At 73.5% G+C, this 15,592-nt stretch carries 11 protein-coding genes and 1 pseudogene; 4 read left to right on the top strand and 8 right to left on the bottom strand.

Annotation, left to right across the window (positions count from 1 at the left end; translation table 11 throughout):
• Positions 1-90: 90 nt before the first annotated feature.
• The 4 genes and pseudogenes from ABD993_RS25140 to shbA all read right to left on the bottom strand — a co-directional run bounded on the left by ABD993_RS25140 (position 91) and on the right by shbA (position 3,107).
• Positions 91-708: a class I SAM-dependent methyltransferase gene (locus tag ABD993_RS25140; protein ID WP_345423311.1), complete on the bottom strand. Its 618-nt coding sequence runs from the start codon at positions 706-708 to the stop codon at positions 91-93.
• A gap of 4 nt (positions 709-712) precedes the next feature.
• Positions 713-1,555 carry an ACT domain-containing protein gene (locus ABD993_RS25135; protein ID WP_345423340.1) on the bottom strand — a complete coding sequence of 281 codons (843 nt, stop codon included), beginning with the start codon at positions 1,553-1,555 and terminating at the stop codon, positions 713-715.
• Between the two features lie 120 nt (positions 1,556-1,675).
• Positions 1,676-2,416 (bottom strand): annotated as a pseudogene (locus ABD993_RS25130) (maleate cis-trans isomerase family protein); the annotation flags it as partial.
• A gap of 79 nt (positions 2,417-2,495) precedes the next feature.
• Positions 2,496-3,107 carry an RNA polymerase sigma factor ShbA gene (shbA, locus tag ABD993_RS25125; protein ID WP_345423308.1) on the bottom strand — a complete coding sequence of 204 codons (612 nt, stop codon included), beginning with the start codon at positions 3,105-3,107 and terminating at the stop codon, positions 2,496-2,498.
• A gap of 99 nt (positions 3,108-3,206) precedes the next feature.
• Here shbA and ABD993_RS25120 point away from each other — a divergent pair, with 99 nt between their 5' ends.
• Positions 3,207-3,875, top strand: coding sequence for a DsbA family oxidoreductase (locus ABD993_RS25120; RefSeq protein WP_345423305.1), 669 nt, complete (start codon positions 3,207-3,209; stop codon positions 3,873-3,875).
• On the opposite strand, the gene ABD993_RS25115 is transcribed toward ABD993_RS25120, so the two are convergent.
• The 3 genes from ABD993_RS25115 to ABD993_RS25105 all read right to left on the bottom strand — a co-directional run bounded on the left by ABD993_RS25115 (position 3,842) and on the right by ABD993_RS25105 (position 8,352).
• Positions 3,842-4,606, bottom strand: a complete 765-nt coding sequence (locus ABD993_RS25115) for a hypothetical protein (protein WP_345423302.1) — start codon at positions 4,604-4,606, stop codon at positions 3,842-3,844. The genes ABD993_RS25120 and ABD993_RS25115 overlap by 34 nt on opposite strands.
• 152 nt (positions 4,607-4,758) lie before the next feature.
• Positions 4,759-6,438, bottom strand: coding sequence for a dihydroxy-acid dehydratase (ilvD, locus tag ABD993_RS25110; protein ID WP_345423299.1), 1,680 nt, complete (start codon positions 6,436-6,438; stop codon positions 4,759-4,761).
• Positions 6,439-6,567: 129 nt separating this feature from the next.
• Complete coding sequence (locus tag ABD993_RS25105; protein WP_345423296.1) at positions 6,568-8,352, bottom strand: DEAD/DEAH box helicase; 1,785 nt, start codon at positions 8,350-8,352, stop codon at positions 6,568-6,570.
• Positions 8,353-8,644: 292 nt separating this feature from the next.
• On the opposite strand from ABD993_RS25105, the gene ABD993_RS25100 reads away from it, so the two are divergent.
• Positions 8,645-9,343 carry a tyrosine-protein phosphatase gene (locus tag ABD993_RS25100; protein WP_345423293.1) on the top strand — a complete coding sequence of 233 codons (699 nt, stop codon included), beginning with the start codon at positions 8,645-8,647 and terminating at the stop codon, positions 9,341-9,343.
• Positions 9,344-9,395: 52 nt separating this feature from the next.
• On the opposite strand, the gene ABD993_RS25095 is transcribed toward ABD993_RS25100, so the two are convergent.
• The gene (locus tag ABD993_RS25095; protein ID WP_345423290.1) at positions 9,396-11,885 is read right to left on the bottom strand and encodes a Tex family protein; all 2,490 of its coding nucleotides are present in this window, start codon (positions 11,883-11,885) and stop codon (positions 9,396-9,398) included.
• Between the two features lie 170 nt (positions 11,886-12,055).
• Between ABD993_RS25095 and ABD993_RS25090 the strand changes: the two genes are divergently transcribed.
• Both ABD993_RS25090 and ABD993_RS25085 read left to right on the top strand, forming a co-directional pair.
• Positions 12,056-13,609 (top strand): APC family permease, encoded by a 1,554-nt coding sequence (locus tag ABD993_RS25090; RefSeq protein WP_345423287.1) that lies wholly within the window; start codon positions 12,056-12,058, stop codon positions 13,607-13,609.
• The gene (locus ABD993_RS25085; RefSeq protein WP_345423284.1) at positions 13,606-15,549 is read left to right on the top strand and encodes a primary-amine oxidase; all 1,944 of its coding nucleotides are present in this window, start codon (positions 13,606-13,608) and stop codon (positions 15,547-15,549) included. The genes ABD993_RS25090 and ABD993_RS25085 overlap by 4 nt, the downstream gene beginning before the upstream one ends.
• Positions 15,550-15,592: the final 43 nt, after the last annotated feature.

Below are 15,592 nucleotides of genomic sequence, written 5' to 3'. Positions count from 1 at the left end.
AGTGGACGGCGTCAGACACCTCCACACAGCCCGAAGGGCCTTCCCCTCTCAACTCGCCACGCCGTGCACCAACCTCATGGCCGAGTACAGCTAGGGCTTGTCCCCCACCGGGGACACCACCGCTCCCGGCGCCGACCCAGTGGGAGCCACGCCGTCCTCACCGCGGTGGACGCTGACCGCGTAGCCGCCGCCCTCGTACGGCTCGCGGTCCCAGGTGGCCCAGCGGTCCTCCAGGACCAGACCGGCGCACCAGGTGTCGTACTCGGCGAGGGTGGGCCAGCCGGGCTGCAGGGTGAACCCGGCGATCAGCCGTCCGCCGGGGGCGAGGTGACGCACGCAGCCCGCGACGACACCCGCCCGGTCCGTCGCGTAGGGGATCACGTTGCCCGCCAGCACGACCACGTCGAACCGGTCGGGCAGGTCGAGGGACTCCAGGCCGGTGCCGAGCCAGCGCAGGTCGGGGGCCTTCGCCGCGGCGGCCGCGATCATGTCCGGGTCGGGGTCGACGCCCACCACCGCGATCCCGCGCCGCGCCAGCTCGATCGCGACCCGCCCGGTGCCGCAGCCGCCGTCGAGCACGGTCGCAGGCCGGTAGGCGGCGACGAGGTCGGCCTCGCCGTGGGGGTTCTCGAGGCCGGCCCAGCGGTCGTCGTACGAGGTGAGGTCGACGGCGTCCCGCCAGCGGGACCAGTCCTGCGGGAGCGGCACGCTCCTAGGCTAGTGCGCGGGCGGTGAGCCGCTTGCGGAGCCAGCGGGCGAGGCGCATGCCGCGGTAGTGCGGGTGGACGAGCAGGACGAGCTCGTCCTCCACCACCGCCCCCAGCGCGACCACCACACCGGCCTCGTCCCGCACGAGCAGCGCGGGACCCCGCGGCGTGATCAGCAACGCCCGCAGCTCGCGGTCGGTCCACGTGGCGCGTTCCCCGCTCGGCTCCAGACCCGCGAGACAGGCGCACAGCAGGTCCTCGACCGGGCCGATCTCGTCCCCGGTCGCGTGCTCGGCGACCAGCTCCGCCCCGGAGAGCGTGAGGATGTCCCACCGCGGCCGGACGGGCTCGACGTCCGCCGCGCGCAGGAAGGCCTCGGCCCGGGCCTGCTCGGTGACGGTGAACGGCGCCCAGTCCCGCATCGCGACCAACCACCCGCCCTGCGGGACGGCGGCGGCGAGCACGTGCGGATGGCGCGGAGGCTCGGTGGGCTGGTAGCGGACCGCGTCCGCGTGGACGAGGGCGCCCAGCCCGCGGGCGAGCGCGGTGGCGTCCCCACCGCTCACCGCCTGGACGGCGAGGTCCAGGGCGCGGGTCGGCGCGTCCACCAGGTCGTGCGGGTCCGCGGGCGTGACGAGCACGGCGCCCGGGTCCTCGGTGCCCAGGCCGCGGCGGATGGCCTCGGCCAGCTCCTCCGCACTCCCGGCGGAGCCGACGAACATCTCGTCCACCACCGACCGCGAGTCCTGGCCGTGCACGGCGAGGCCGAGGATGTTGCCGTCCGCCTGCGCGACCGCCTCGGTGAGCCGGGCGAGCGCGCCCGACTCGTCCGGCAGCCGGACCCGCACCTTGTGCAGCACCTGGGGCCCGCCGCCGGGACCGCCGCCGCCGTGCTCCGGCTCGTCTCGCGGCGTGGGCTGGTCAGGGACCACCCGCAGGTGCGAGACGGCGCCCTGGCGGCCCTGGATCAGCGACTGGCCGGGCCCGACGGCGCGGTGCCCGACCGCCCGCAGCGCCGCCCACATGGTGACCTGGTTCGCGGTGATCACCGGCTTGCCGAGCAGCCGCTCCAGCGGGGCGATCACGTCGTAGGTCGACAGGTTGGTGCAGCTGATGAACACGGCCTCGGCCTCGGGGCGGTCCGCGGCGCGCACGGCCCGGACGACCTCGTCGTACGACACCCGCCAGATCTGGCCGAGCAGCCCCAGCCCCACGCTCCCGACCGTCTCGACGCCGTGCGCGGCCAGGAACTGCTCCAGCAGGCTGGTCAAGTCGTCCACGTAGGGCGTGACGACGGCGACCCGCCCGGCGCCCAACGCCTTCAGCGCCTCCACCAGGGCCCCCGCGGTGGTCAGCGCGAGCGGGGCGCCCGCGTCGGTGATGACACCGGTGAGGGCGATCTCGCCCGCCGCGCCGTCGACGAAGCTGCCGGACGTGCACGCGTACGCGACGACGCCGGGCTCGGGCTCCAGCACGTCCCGGGTCGCGCGCCGGACCGGCTCGGGATCGGAGATCGCGCGGGCCATCTCGGCGGTGACCGGCGAGGGGACGAACGGGGTGCGGGTGACGTGCAGCGCCGCGTCCTCGGGCACCCACCGCCACAGCTCGCGGTCCAGCGCGAAGTCGAAGGGGACGATGACGCCGACACCGGAGGTCGGCGCCGGACCGGGCGCGGACAGCGCCTCGGGCTCCTCGACGCGCTCGTGCATGGCTCCACGGTGGAACCGCCGGGTTTCTGCACGTGATCGGGCGTGTTACGTCCAGGTACCGTGCGCGGAAAGTGGTGCTCTAGCGTGACTTACCGCGCACGAGCGACGGGGTCGCGAGCCCTTCCCGGATCGTGCTCAGCGCGCGGTGCTGCATGGTGCGCACGGCACCCGGGGTGCTCCCCACCACCTCCGCGGTCTCCTCCGCGGTCAGGCCGACGGCCAGGCGCAGCAGGAGGACCTCGCGGGCGGTGGGGCTGAGCCGGTCGAGCAGCGGACGCAGCCGCGCGACGTCGTCGCCCAGCACCGCCCGTTCCTCCGGGCCCGCCGCCGGGTCCGGCCGGTCCGGGACGAGGTCGGCGAGCAGGGCGCCCCGGGCGGCGGCCCGGTAGGCGTCGGAGACCTCGTGGACGGCGATCCGGTGGACGAAGGCGAGGAACGGGCGACCGCGGTCCTGGAACCGGGGCAGGGCCCGCAGCACGGCCAGGCACACCTGTTGGGCGAGGTCCTCCGCCGTCACCCCGGGCAGCGCGTGGCCGAGCCGGGCCCGGCAGTAGCGCAGCGCGAACGGGTGGACCAGGGTCAGCAGCCGGTCGACCGCCCACTGCTCCCCCGCCCCCGCCCGGGCGACGAGCGCGGCGTCCGGCTCCTCACCGGACGGGCCCTTCTCGGGGCCCGCACCGAGAGACGTCATGGCTGCAGCGTGGCCTCTCCGGCCCGGCGACGGGTAGGTGTGCGCTGAGAGAGCGCTGTGAGAGGGAATCCCGACCGAGCGGCGGGGGTTGGTCTCGGGGTGAAGGTCGAGATCTGGTCGGACGTCGCGTGCCCGTGGTGCGCGATCGGGACCCGGCGCATCGCCGCGGCCCTGGAGCGCTTCCCCCACGAGGTCGAGGTGCGCTACCGCAGCTTCGAGCTCGATCCCTCGGCCCCGCGCGGGTACGAGGGCGACCGGACCGAGCGGCTGGCCGCGAAGTTCGGCAGTGACGTGGCGCAGGTGCGGGCGATGGAGGCCCGGGTCGCGGGGATCGCCGCCGAGGACGGGCTGGAGCTCCGGTTCGACCGCGCGCGGGACGGCAACACCGTCGACGCCCACCGCCTGCTGCACCTCGCGTGGGAGCTCGGCGGCACGGCGCTGCAGTCGCGGGTGAAGTCCGCGCTGGTCACAGCCCTGTTCACCGACGGAGAGCCGATCGGGGACGCCGACGCGCTGCGCCGGGTCGCGGTGGCCGCGGGCCTGCCTCCGTCCGATGTGGACCGCGTCCTCGGCTCGGACGAGTACCTCGACGCCGTCCGCGAGGACGAGGCCCGGGCCCGCCGGTACGGCATCAGCGGCGTCCCGTTCTTCGTGATCGACGGCCGGTACGGCCTGTCCGGCGCCCAGCCCGCGGACACCCTCGTCCAGGCGCTCGAGAGGGCGTGGGACGAGGCTCAGGCGGGGACGCCCTCCGGGAACGCGAGGTAGCCGTCCGGGTCGCCGTCGCCGTAGAGGGCGGTCAGGCCCGCGGCGATCCACATCAGGCCGGCGAGGAAGTCGTCCTCGAGGTCGTCCGCGGACTCGCCGAGGGCGGCGTTGCGCTCCTCCTCACCGCCGGTGATCCCGATCAGCTGCGCCACCACCTCACCCGGGCGGTCGCCGAGGGTGGTGCGGGCCCACTCGGGCACGCGCGTCCGCGCGCTCGACGGGATCGGGCGCGGGCCGCGGTTGGCCAGCCAGCCGAGCAGGATCATCAGCGCCATGCCCTGCGCGGGCGCGCCGCCGATCCCGTCCGGGTCCGCGTCCGGGTCACCCATCTCCCCGTCCGACGCGACGAGGCAGCGGACCTCCTCGCGCGCGGGCTCCGGCGAGGACGCAGCCAGGGTGTCGGCGACGGCCTTGCGCACGCGATCGTCGATGATCTCGACGACCAGCTCGTCCTCGCCGGTGTCGGCGAGCGCCTCGACGTGCCGCTCGAGGATCTCGAGCCACTCCGGGTTGCCGTCGTGCGGGCCGAGGGCTCGGACCGTGCGGATCTCGGCGACGGCGTAGCGCATCTCCTCGACCGCCTCGATCTCCGGCAGCTCGGCGGGCTCGTAGCCGTCCAGCCCGGGGAGGGTCTCGACCGGGCGGGGCTCGGCGCGGACGGTGGTCCTCCGCTTCCGCGCCGCGACCTTGGCCGCGCGCTTCTGCCCCCGGCCCTGCTGCTTCCTAGCCACACCGCTCCTTCTCCGGTGACGCTTGGGGACCCCGAGCGTCACTCACTGGTGCTTGGGGACCACGACCGTCGGTCTCCGGTGGCGCTTGGGGACCCCGAGCGTCGTTCCGTGGTGCTTGGGGACCCCGAGCTCGGGGCCCCCGAGCGTCGCTCTCAGCTGCAGACCGCGCCCTGGGCGGCCGATCCCACCAGTCTCGCGTACTTCGCCAGTACGCCCGTACGCCGGGGCGGCTCCGGGCGGACCCAGGCCGCGCGGCGCTTCTCCAGCTCCTCGTCGGGGATGTCCAACGACAGCGTCCGGGTGGTCATGTCCAGCACGATCGGGTCCCCGTCCCGCACGAACGCGATCGGGCCGCCGTCCGTCGCCTCGGGCGCGACGTGCCCGATGCACAGCCCGGTGGTCGCGCCGGAGAACCGGCCGTCGGTCACCAGTAGGACCTCCTTGCCCAGGCCCGCACCCTTGATCATCCCGGTGACCGCGAGCATCTCCCGCATCCCGGGCCCGCCGCGCGGTCCCTCGTACCGGATCACCACGACGTCCCCGGGGACGACGGTGCCGTCGCCGACGGCGTCGAGCGCGCCCTGCTCGCCGTCGAACACCCGGGCGGTGCCGCGGAACTCCGTCGAGTCGAAGCCCGCGGACTTGACCACGGCCCCCTCGGGCGCGAGCGAGCCGCGCAGGATCGTGATGCCGCCGGTGGGGTGGATCGGGTCGCTCATCGCGTGGATGACCGTGCCGTCCAGCGGGGTGTCCACGTCCGCGAGGTTCTCCGCCACGGTCTTGCCGGTGCAGGTCAGCGCGTCCCCGTGGAGCAGGCCCGCGTCCAGCAGCGCCCGCATGACGACGGGCACTCCCCCGACCTGGTCGACCGTGCTCATCACGTGCTTGCCGAACGGCTTGACGTCCGCGAGGTGCGGCACCCGGTCGCCGATCCGGTTGAAGTCGTCCAGCTCCAGCGGCACCTCGGCCTCGGCGGCGATCGCGAGCAGGTGCAGCACGGCGTTGGTCGAGCCGCCGAACGCCATGACGACGGCGATCGCGTTCTCGAACGCCTCGCGCGTGAGGATCTGCCGGGCCGTGATCCCCTTCGCCAGCAGGCCGATCACGGCCTCGCCCGAGGCCCGCGCGATGCCGTCGCGGCGCCGGTCGACGGCGGGCGGCGCGGCCGAGCCGGGCAGCGCCATGCCGAGCGCCTCGGCCGCGGACGCCATGGTGTTCGCGGTGTACATGCCGCCGCAGGCGCCCTCACCGGGACAGATCGCCTTCTCGATCGCGGTCAGCTCGTCCCGGGTGATCAGGCCGCGCGCGCACGCCCCGACGGCTTCGAACGCGTCGGAGATGTTGACCTCGCGGCCGTCGATGTGGCCGGGCAGGATCGAGCCCGCGTAGACGAACACGCTCGCCAGGTCCAGCCGCGCCGCGGCCATCAGCATGCCGGGCAGGGACTTGTCACAACCCGCGAGCAGCACGGTCCCGTCGAGCCGCTCGGCCTCGACGACGGTCTCCACCGAGTCCGCGATGATCTCCCGGCTGACCAGCGAGAAGTGCATGCCGACGTGGCCCATCGAGATGCCGTCGGACACCGAGATGGTGCCGAACTCCATCGGGAACCCGCCGGCCCGGAACACGCCCTCCTTCGCCGCCTGCGCGAGGCGCTGCAGCGAGAGGTTGCAGGGGGTGATCTCGTTCCAGCTGCTGGCCACGCCGATCTGGGGCTTGGCGAAGTCCCCGTCCTGCATGCCGACGGCACGCAGCATCCCGCGCGCGGCGGTGCGCTCGATCCCGTCCGTCACCTGCCGGGAGCGCGGCTTCAGGTCATGGGTCTGCGTCATGAGTGCCCTTCCGTGGTGGGAGCCCTGCCTACCACGAACGCACGAACGGCACTCTTGTGCGGTAGGTCCGCACAAGAGTGCCGTTCGTGCGTTCGGGTGGTGCCGTCCCGCAGAGCAGGACGGTGTGGCTCAGGTGGCGGCGCGGTCCCGGCGGATGTTGGCCCGCCGACCCTTCAGCGTGGTGACGCCCCGCATGGAGCGGAGGACGTCGTCCGCCGCGTGCTCGGGGATCTCCACCAGGGAGTGCCGCTCGTGGATCTGGATGGCGCCGATGTCCCGGCCGGAGAGCCGCGACTCGTTCGCCAGCGCTCCCACGATGTCCTGCGGGCGGACACCCGCGGCGCGACCGGCGGAGACGAACAGCCGGGTCGCCCCCTCGCGCGGCGGGCGCGAGCCCTGGCCGCGGCTGCCACCGAACCGGCCGCCCTCGCGGTCGTTCCGGTCGCGGGGACCGCCACGACCCTCACGGGGCGTGTTCATGGTGGGGATGTCGACCTCGTCGTCCGCGGTCGTGGTGCCTGCCCGGGCGAGGCGCACGGCCGCGGCCGCCACGTCCGCCGGGTCGAACTCGCCGACCAGCGACTCGATCATCGCGAGCACGCCGTCCGGGTCCGCGTCCGCGTCCTGGCGCAGGTCCGCGACGATCTGCTCCTGCAGCTGCGCGCGGGTGCGGTCCAGCCGCGCCTGCTTGAGGTCCGCGACCGTGGGCACCGGGGCGACCGGCACGTTCTTGCCGATCAGCCGCTCGATGTTGCGCAGGTGCCGGATCGCGCCGTTCGGGACGAGCGTGATCGCCACGCCCTCGCGGCCCGCGCGACCGACGCGGCCGATGCGGTGCACGTACGCCTCGGGCGACTTCGGCACGTCGTGGTTCACCACGTGCGAGAGCTGCTCGATGTCCAGCCCGCGCGCCGCGACGTCCGTCGCCACGAGCAGGTCGGTGCGGCCGTTGCGCAGCCGCTCGACGACGCGGGTCCGGTGCTCCTGGTCCATGCCGCCGTGCAGCGCCTCGGCGCGCAGTCCACGCGAGGTCAGCGTCTCGGTGACGGCGTCCACGTCCGCGCGGGTGCGGCAGAACACGATGGCCGCGGTGGGCCGCTCGAGCTCCAGGATCCGGCCCAGGGCCGTGGTGGTGTGGGTGCGCGGCACCATGTAGGCGGTCTGCCGCACGCGCGGCGCCTCGCCCTCCGGCACCTCCTCGCGCGCGATCCGGACCATGACCGGCTCGCGCATGTACTGGCGGGCCAGCAGCTCGATCCGGCGCGGCATGGTGGCGGAGAACAGCACCGCCTGGCGCTGGTCCGGCGTCGCCTGCAGGATCGTCTCGATGTCCTCGGCGAAGCCCATGTCGAGCATCTCGTCGGCCTCGTCCAGCACGACGACCTCGAGCGCGTCGAGGCTGAGCGCCCCGCGGTTCATCAGGTCGATCGCGCGGCCGGGGGTGGCGACGACCACGTCGACCCCCCGCTTGAGGGAGCCGAGCTGCGGGCCGATCGGGGCGCCGCCGTAGACGGCCAGCACCTTCGCGCCGATCCGGGAGCCGTACTTGGTGACGGCCTCGCTCACCTGCATGGCGAGCTCACGGGTGGGCGCCAGCACCAGGCCGAACGGACGGCGCTCGCCGTTCCGGTCGCCCTCGGCGCGCGCCACGGACAGGCGCTGCAGCATCGGCAGCCCGAACGCGGCGGTCTTGCCGGTGCCGGTGGCCGCCTGGCCCAGCAGGTCGTGTCCCTCGATCAGGGACGGGATCGCCTCGGCCTGGATCGGGCTGGGGCTCTCGTAGCCGAGCTCGTCCAGCACCTCGACCAGAGCGGGGTCGAGACCCAGCTCCAGGAAGGCACCGTCGTGCTCGGTGATCTCGGTGGTATCGACGTCGTCGTTCACGTTCTCGGGCAGGTCCAGCAGAGTGCTCACTCATGTCCTCATCGAAACCGGGTGGGCCGTATGCCTCACCCGCGGGGAAGCCCGCGGGCCCGGAACGGCAGTCGGAGAACGGTGCCGGAGAAGGACCATGGGGCTACTCGGCTGACGTCATCGCTGACAGCCGACGGTCCCCAGTGTCGCACGACGGGTCGCGGGAGATCGCAGCGGGCGGGGGTGCCGCCCGTCACGGGTGGTCCAACGGCGGCGGGCCTGATGATGTTCCCGGGGTGGTCCCGGTCACGAATCCACCCGGCGTTCACCGGCCCCGCGCACCATCGGGCGGGTGACCTCGGTGCTGCGGACCTTCGCCAACTTCCGGGACGTCGGCGGGCTGACCACGGCCGACGGCCGCGTGGTCCGCAGCGGGGTGCTGCTCCGCAGCGAGGCCCCGCAGCCCGGCGACGAGCTGCCCACCGTCCCCGCCTCCGTGATCGACCTGCGGTCGGTGAAGGAGCTGCAGCGGGTCGGCCCGCACCCGCTGGCCGACCGCGCGGAGGTGCACCACGTGCCGCTGAGCGTGCAGCTGGCGCCGGAGCGGCTGGCCGGGCTGCCCACCGAGCGGGAGCTCGCGGCCGGGTACGAGAAGATCGTCCGGGAGTCGGTGGACTCGCTCGTGCGCATCGTCGGGATCCTGGCGCACGCCCCGGGGCCGATCCTCGTGCACTGCGCGGCGGGCAAGGACCGGACCGGGATCGTGATCGGGATGGCGCTCCGCCTGGCCGGAGTCCCCCGCGACCAGGTGCTGGCGGACTACCGCCGCACCGACGACAACATCGAGTTCCTGCTCGCGAGGCTGGACGCCGCGGGCTCGAGGCTCCCCCCGGGCTCCCAGCACCTGCTCGCCGTCGACCCGGACGCCCTGACCGCGGGCCTGGACGCCCTCGAGAGCGGGGCCGGCCTGCGCCCCCACCTCGTGGCCCACGGCGCCCCCGAGGCGGACCTCGACGCGGTGGCCACCCGCCTCACCCGCCCGTCGAGTTGAACCCCAGTGCTGTTCGGTCAGGTGTCGACAGCACTGAGGTTCATCTCGGCGGTCACTTGCCGAAGCCGGCGCGCTTGAGGGCGTCCGCCATGGCGTTGTTCAGCGGGGCGGGCTTGTCCTGACGACGGGGGGCGCCTGCCTTGCCGCCGTCCTGACCGCCCTTGCCGCGGCCGCCCTGTCCGCCCTTGCCGCCCTGTCCGCCCTGTCCGCCGGGGCCACCCTTGCCGCCCTGCCCCCGCTGACCGCCGGGGCCGCCGGGACCGCGCCTGCCGCCCTGGCCCTCGCGCCCCGGGCCGCGCCTGCCGCCGCCCTGACCGCCGTCTCCCCGGCTCGCCTTGCCCGGCTCGTCGTCCAGGCGCAGGGTCAGCGAGATCCGCTTGCGAGCCTCGTCGACGTCCAGCACCTTGACCTTCACCACGTCGCCGGACTTCACGACCTCGCGCGGGTCCGACACGAACTGGGTGGACATCGCCGAGACGTGCACCAACCCGTCCTGGTGGACGCCCACGTCCACGAACGCGCCGAAGGCCGCGACGTTCGTCACCACGCCCTCCAGCACCATGCCCTGCCGCAGGTCCGCGATCTTGTGGACGCCCTCGGCGAAGGTCGCCGTGCGGAAGGCCGGGCGCGGGTCCCGGCCGGGCTTCTCCAGCTCGGCGAGGATGTCGCTGACCGTGGGCAGCCCGAACTGCGTGTCGACGAACCGCTGCGGCTGCAACGTCTTGATCTTCGTGGAGTTGCCGAGCAGCTCGTCGATCGAGACCTTCGACGCCTCGACGATCCGCCGGACCACGGGGTAGGCCTCGGGGTGGACGCCGGAGACGTCCAGCGGCTCGTCCCCACCCCGGATCCGGAGGAAGCCGGCGCACTGCTCGAAGGCCTTGGGGCCCAGGCGCGGCACGTCCGCCAGCGCGGTACGGGTGCGGAACGGCCCGTGCGCGTCCCGGTGGGACACGATCGCCGCGGCCAGCGACTCGCTGATCCCCGAGACCCGGCGCAGCAGCGGCGCCGAGGCCGAGTTGACGTCCACGCCGACGGCGTTCACACAGTCCTCGACGACGGCGTCCAGGGAGCGGGACAGCGAGGACTCCGGCAGGTCGTGCTGGTACTGCCCGACGCCGATGGACTTCGGGTCGATCTTCACCAGCTCGGCCAGCGGGTCCTGCAGCCTGCGCGCGATCGACACCGCGCCGCGGATCGAGACGTCCAGGTCCGGCAGCTCGGCCGACGCGTACGCCGACGCCGAGTACACCGACGCCCCGGCCTCGCTGACCATGACCTTGGTCATCTTCAGTCCGGGGTTCATCGCGACGAGCTCACCGGCCAGGGCGTCCGTCTCGCGGGAGGCGGTGCCGTTGCCGATCGCGATCAGTTCGACGGAGTGCTCGGTGGCCAGCTTCGTGAGCGAGGCCAGCGCGCCGTTCCAGTCCTTGCGCGGCTCGTGCGGGTAGATCGTGTCCTTGGCGACGACCTTGCCTGTCGCGTCCACCACGGCGACCTTGACGCCGGTGCGCAGGCCCGGGTCGAGGCCCATGGTCGCGCGGGTTCCCGCGGGCGCGGCCAGCAGCAGGTCCCGCAGGTTGGAGGCGAAGACGGCGATCGCCCCCTCCTCCGCGGCCGTGCGCAGCCGCACCCGGATGTCGATGCCCAGGTGCAGCAGGATCCGAGTGCGCCAGGTCCAGCGCACGACGCCTGCCAGCCACTCGTCCGCCGCCCGGCCCTGGTTCGACACACCCACGTGGGCGGCGACCAGGGCCTCCCAGTCGCCGGCGTTCGCCTCGTCCGCGTCCGGCTCGAGGGTGACGTCGAGGATCTCCTCCTTCTCCCCGCGGAAGACCGCGAGGATCCGGTGGCTCGGCAGCTTGGTGAACGGCTCGGAGAAGTCGAAGTAGTCCGAGAACTTGGCGGCCGCGAGATCACCGGCCTCCTTGCCCGCGCGGACCTTCGACACCAGCACGCCGCGCGACCACATGCGCTCGCGGAGCCCGCCGATCAGGTCCGGCTCCTCGGAGAACCGCTCGACCAGGATCGACCGGGCGCCCTCCAGCGCGGCCGCGGCGTCCGCCACCTCGTCGGTGACGTACTTCGTGGCCTCGGCCTGCGGGGTGAGGGTGGGATCGGCCAGCAGCGCGTCGGCGAGGGGCTCCAGGCCCTGCTCGCGGGCGATCATCGCCTTGGTGCGGCGCTTGGGCTTGTAGGGCAGGTAGATGTCCTCGAGCCGGGCCTTGGACTCGGCCGCGAGGATCCGCGCCTCCAGCTCCGGGGTGAGCTTCTCCTGCTTGCGGATCTCGTCGAGCACCGCCGTGCGCCGCTCCTCCAGCTCGCGGAGGTAGCGCAGGCGCTCCTCCAGCGTGCGGAGCTGGGCGTCGTCGAGACCGCCGGTCGCCTCCTTGCGGTACCGGGCGACGAACGGGACCGTCGACCCCTCGTCGAGGAGGCCGACGGCGGCGACGACCTGGTGCTGCCGGACGCCGAGCTCGTCGGCGATCCGGGTCTCGACCGAGGGCTGCGGGGCGGGCTGAGCGAGAACCGAACCTGTCACCCGACCATCCTCCCCGGAACACTCCGCGACGGACCAGGAGGGGGCGGGAACTCGCGGATTCGCCCGCTTCGTACCGCTGTGAGAAGAGGGTGCAACACGATCGGGCGACGGGTGTCACACCGGACACACACGCTGGCGGGGTCAGGTCCCCGACGCCGGTGGAGCCCCCGATGACCGACACGTCCCCGCCCACATCCCTCGCCGCGCCCGCGGCCGCCCGTCACGGCCGCCTGGCCGACGGCGCCCTCGGACTGCCCTCCGTGTTCTTCTGCATCGTGACCGGGGCCGCCCCACTCACCGCGATGCTGTTCAACGTCCCCGTCGCGGTGAACGGCGGCGGGTACGCCGCGCCCGCCGCCTTCCTGGTCGCGACCCTCGCGCTGACGATCTTCTCGGTCGGCTACATCGCCATGAGCAGGCGGGTGACGAGCGCGGGCGGCTTCTACACCTTCGTCAGCCGGGGCCTGGGTCGGATCGTCGGTACCGGGTCCGGGCTGCTCATCGCCCTCTGCTACATGATCTTCACGGCCGCCGTGATCGGCGTGCTCGGCTACTTCGCCGCGACCACCGTCGCGACCTGGACGGGGGTGGCGCTGCCCGCCTGGCTGTACATGGTCGTCGCGCTGGCGGTGATGGCGACGTCGGCCTGGTTCCACATCGAGCTCACCGCGAAGGTCCTCGGGGTGATGTTGGTCGCCGAGGTGCTCGCGCTCGTCGTGCTCGGCGTCGCGGTGATCGGACAGGGCGGGGCCGAGGGACTGTCGGCCGAGCCGTTCAACCCCGCCGCGATCTTCGACAACCCCGGCGCGATCCAGGTCTTCGGCGGCGCGGCCGCGGGCGTGGCGCTGTTCGCCGCGTTCTGGTCCTGGGTGGGCTTCGAGATGGCGCCCAACTACGCCGAGGAGAGCCGCGACCCGAAGCGGATCGCGACGATCGCCACCTACGGGTCGGTGATCGGGCTCGGCGTGTTCTACATGGTGGTGTCCTACGCCTACGTGAGCGGTTGGGGGCTGACCGGCTCGGTCCAGGCCGTCGCCGACCAGTTCTCGGGGGTCTACGCGTCGGCGTTCTACCCGCTGTCGGACCGGTTCGTCGGCGGCTGGCTGACCGCGGTCCTCCAGCTGCTGGCCGTGACCAGCTCGTTCGCCTGCGCGATGGCGTTCTTCAACACCGGCGCGCGGTACCTGTTCGCGCTGGGCCGCGAGGGCGTGCTGCCGCGGCGGCTGGCGAGCACGTCGAAGCACCACGCCCCCGGGGTCGCCGCCATGACGGTCACGGCGGTGGTCCTGGTCTACGGCCTGGCCTTCGTGATCGCCGACCCCAGCACCGAGGGCGCGCTGCTGAAGCTGGGCACCTGGTCACCGCTGTTGGGCGTGCTCGGCATCCTGGCCCTCCAGGGCGTGGTCTGCGTGTCGATCATCCGCTTCTTCCTGACCAGGGCACGCGACGGCTTCGGCTGGTTCTCCACCCTCGTCGCGCCGGTGATCGGCGGGCTGGCCATGTTCGGGGCCTGCTACCTGCTGATCGCCAACCGGGCCACGCTCGCCGCGGCGGACGACTCGCCGTTCGTCACGGCCATCCCGTGGGTCGTGTGCGCGATCTTCGTGGTGGGCATGGGCATCGCCTGGTACCTGCGCGCGAACCGGCCCGCGGTGTACGAGGGACTCGGACACTTCACCCTGGAGATCACCGACGCGCCGTCGAACGGGGGGGCCGCCGCATGACCGCCCTGTCCGAGAACAGCACCCGGACCGACCATCCCCTCGACCCGCTCACCGCGGACGAGGTGACAGCCGCCGCGGCGCTGCTGACCTCGCTCCGGAGGCTCACCGGCGCGGCCCGGTTCGTGTTCGTGAGCCTGCACGAGCCCGCGAAGGCCGACCTGCTCGCCTGGTCGCCGGGCGATCCGGTCGACCGGCGAGCCGAGATCGTGCTCTACGACCGCTCCACCCGCACGACCTCGGAGGCCGTGGTCTCGCTGACCACCGGAGAGCTCGTCTCCTGGCGGGACCGACCGGGCGTGCAGCCGCCGATCACGGCCGAGGAGTTCGTCTCGACCGAGGACATCGTGCGGGCGGACCCGCGCTGGCAGGAGGCCATGCGCAGGCGGGGCGTGACGGACCTCACCCTCGCCATGATCGACCCGTGGGCATCGAGCTGGACGGGCCCCGAGGACGACCCCGCGCGGCGGCGGATCTGCCGCCCGCTGACCTGGATGCGGTCGGCGCCGGGCGAGCACGGGTACGCGCGACCCGTCGAAGGCCTGGTCGTGACCGTGGACCTGGACGCGGGCGAGGTCGTCGACGTGGCCGACCACGGCGTCGTGCCGTTCCCGCCGAAGCCGGGGAACTACGAGGCCGAGTGGATCCACGACCCGGACAACGTGCCCGTCGTGCCGTGGCTGCGGCCGGACGTGCGGGCCTGGGACGTGCACCAGCCGGACGGGCCGTCGTTCACGGTCGACGGCACCGCGGTGAGCTGGCAGAAGTGGGGGCTGCGGATCGGGTTCACCCCGCGCGAGGGCCTGGTGCTGCACCAGATCGCCTACGCCGGGCGCCCGATCGTGCACCGCGCGGGGCTGGCCGAGATGTACGTGCCCTACGGCGACCCGGCGCCCACGCACCGGATCAAGAACGTGTTCGACCAGGGCGAGTACGGCGTCGGGTGGCTGGCGAACCCGCTGCGGCTGGGTTGCGACTGCGTCGGGCACATCCACTACTTCGACGGCGTGGTCAACGACCAGGACGGGCAGGCCGTCGTCATCCCGAACGCCGTCTGCATGCACGAGGAGGACGTCGGGATCGGCTGGAAGCACACCGACTTCCGGACCGGCCGCGTCGAGGTCCGGCGACGGCGACGGCTCGTCCTGTCCACGATCGTCACCGTGGGGAACTACGAGTACGGGTACTTCTGGTACCTCTACACGGACGGGCTGATCGAGTACGAGGTCAAGATGACCGGCGTGATCTCGACGGGCGCCGTCGCCCCCGGGGTCGACCCGGCGCACGGCACGCTGGTCGCGCCCGGCCTGTACGGGCCCCACCACCAGCACTTCTTCTGCGTGCGGATGGAGATGTCGGTCGACGGGCCCGCCAACACCGTCTACGAGCTGGACTCCGTCCCCTCCCCCGCGGGCCCGGAGAACCCGCACGGGAACGCATGGGAGGTGCGGCGGACCCCCGTCCGCTCGGAGGCCGAGGGCGCCCGCGACGCCGATGCCTCGGTGGCCCGCCACTGGCGGATCGAGAACCCGTCCGCGCTGTCCGCGCTGGGCAAGCCGACCGGGTACCTGCTGATGCCCGGTGTCTCGGCGCCGCCGATCTACCCCACCACGGCCCTGTTCGCGCCGCGCGCGGGCTTCACCCGCCACCAGGTCTGGGTCACCGCGCAGGACCGGTCACAGCGGTTCGCGGCGGGCGACTACCCGCTGCAGCACCCCGGCGGCGACGGGCTGCCCGCCTACCTCGAGGCGGACCGGCCGCTGACCGACACCGACGTGGTGGTCTGGTACTCGATGGGCGCCCACCACATCGTCCGGCCGGAGGACTGGCCGGTCATGCCGGTGAGCACTGTGGGCTTCATGCTCAAGCCCAGCGGCTTCTTCGACGGCAACCCCGCCCTGGACTACCCGCCCTCCGAGCCGTCGACCGGGGTCTGCCACTGAGCCCCGGCACCGGACGCTCGGGTGGCACGGGCGTCGCCGAGTG

The sequence above is a fragment of the Pseudonocardia xishanensis genome, from assembly GCF_039541715.1.
Classification (GTDB): Bacteria; Actinomycetota; Actinomycetes; order Mycobacteriales; family Pseudonocardiaceae; genus Pseudonocardia; species Pseudonocardia xishanensis.
This window is presented reverse-complemented; position numbering and strand designations above follow the sequence as displayed.

Coding starts and splice junctions, on each gene's coding strand:
- ABD993_RS25085 (WP_345423284.1), top strand. CDS start 13,606: ATGACCGCCCTGTCCGAGAACAGCACCCGGACCGACCATCCCCTCGAC.
- ABD993_RS25090 (WP_345423287.1), top strand. CDS start 12,056: ATGACCGACACGTCCCCGCCCACATCCCTCGCCGCGCCCGCGGCCGCC.
- ilvD (WP_345423299.1), bottom strand. CDS start 6,438: ATGACGCAGACCCATGACCTGAAGCCGCGCTCCCGGCAGGTGACGGAC.
- shbA (WP_345423308.1), bottom strand. CDS start 3,107: ATGACGTCTCTCGGTGCGGGCCCCGAGAAGGGCCCGTCCGGTGAGGAG.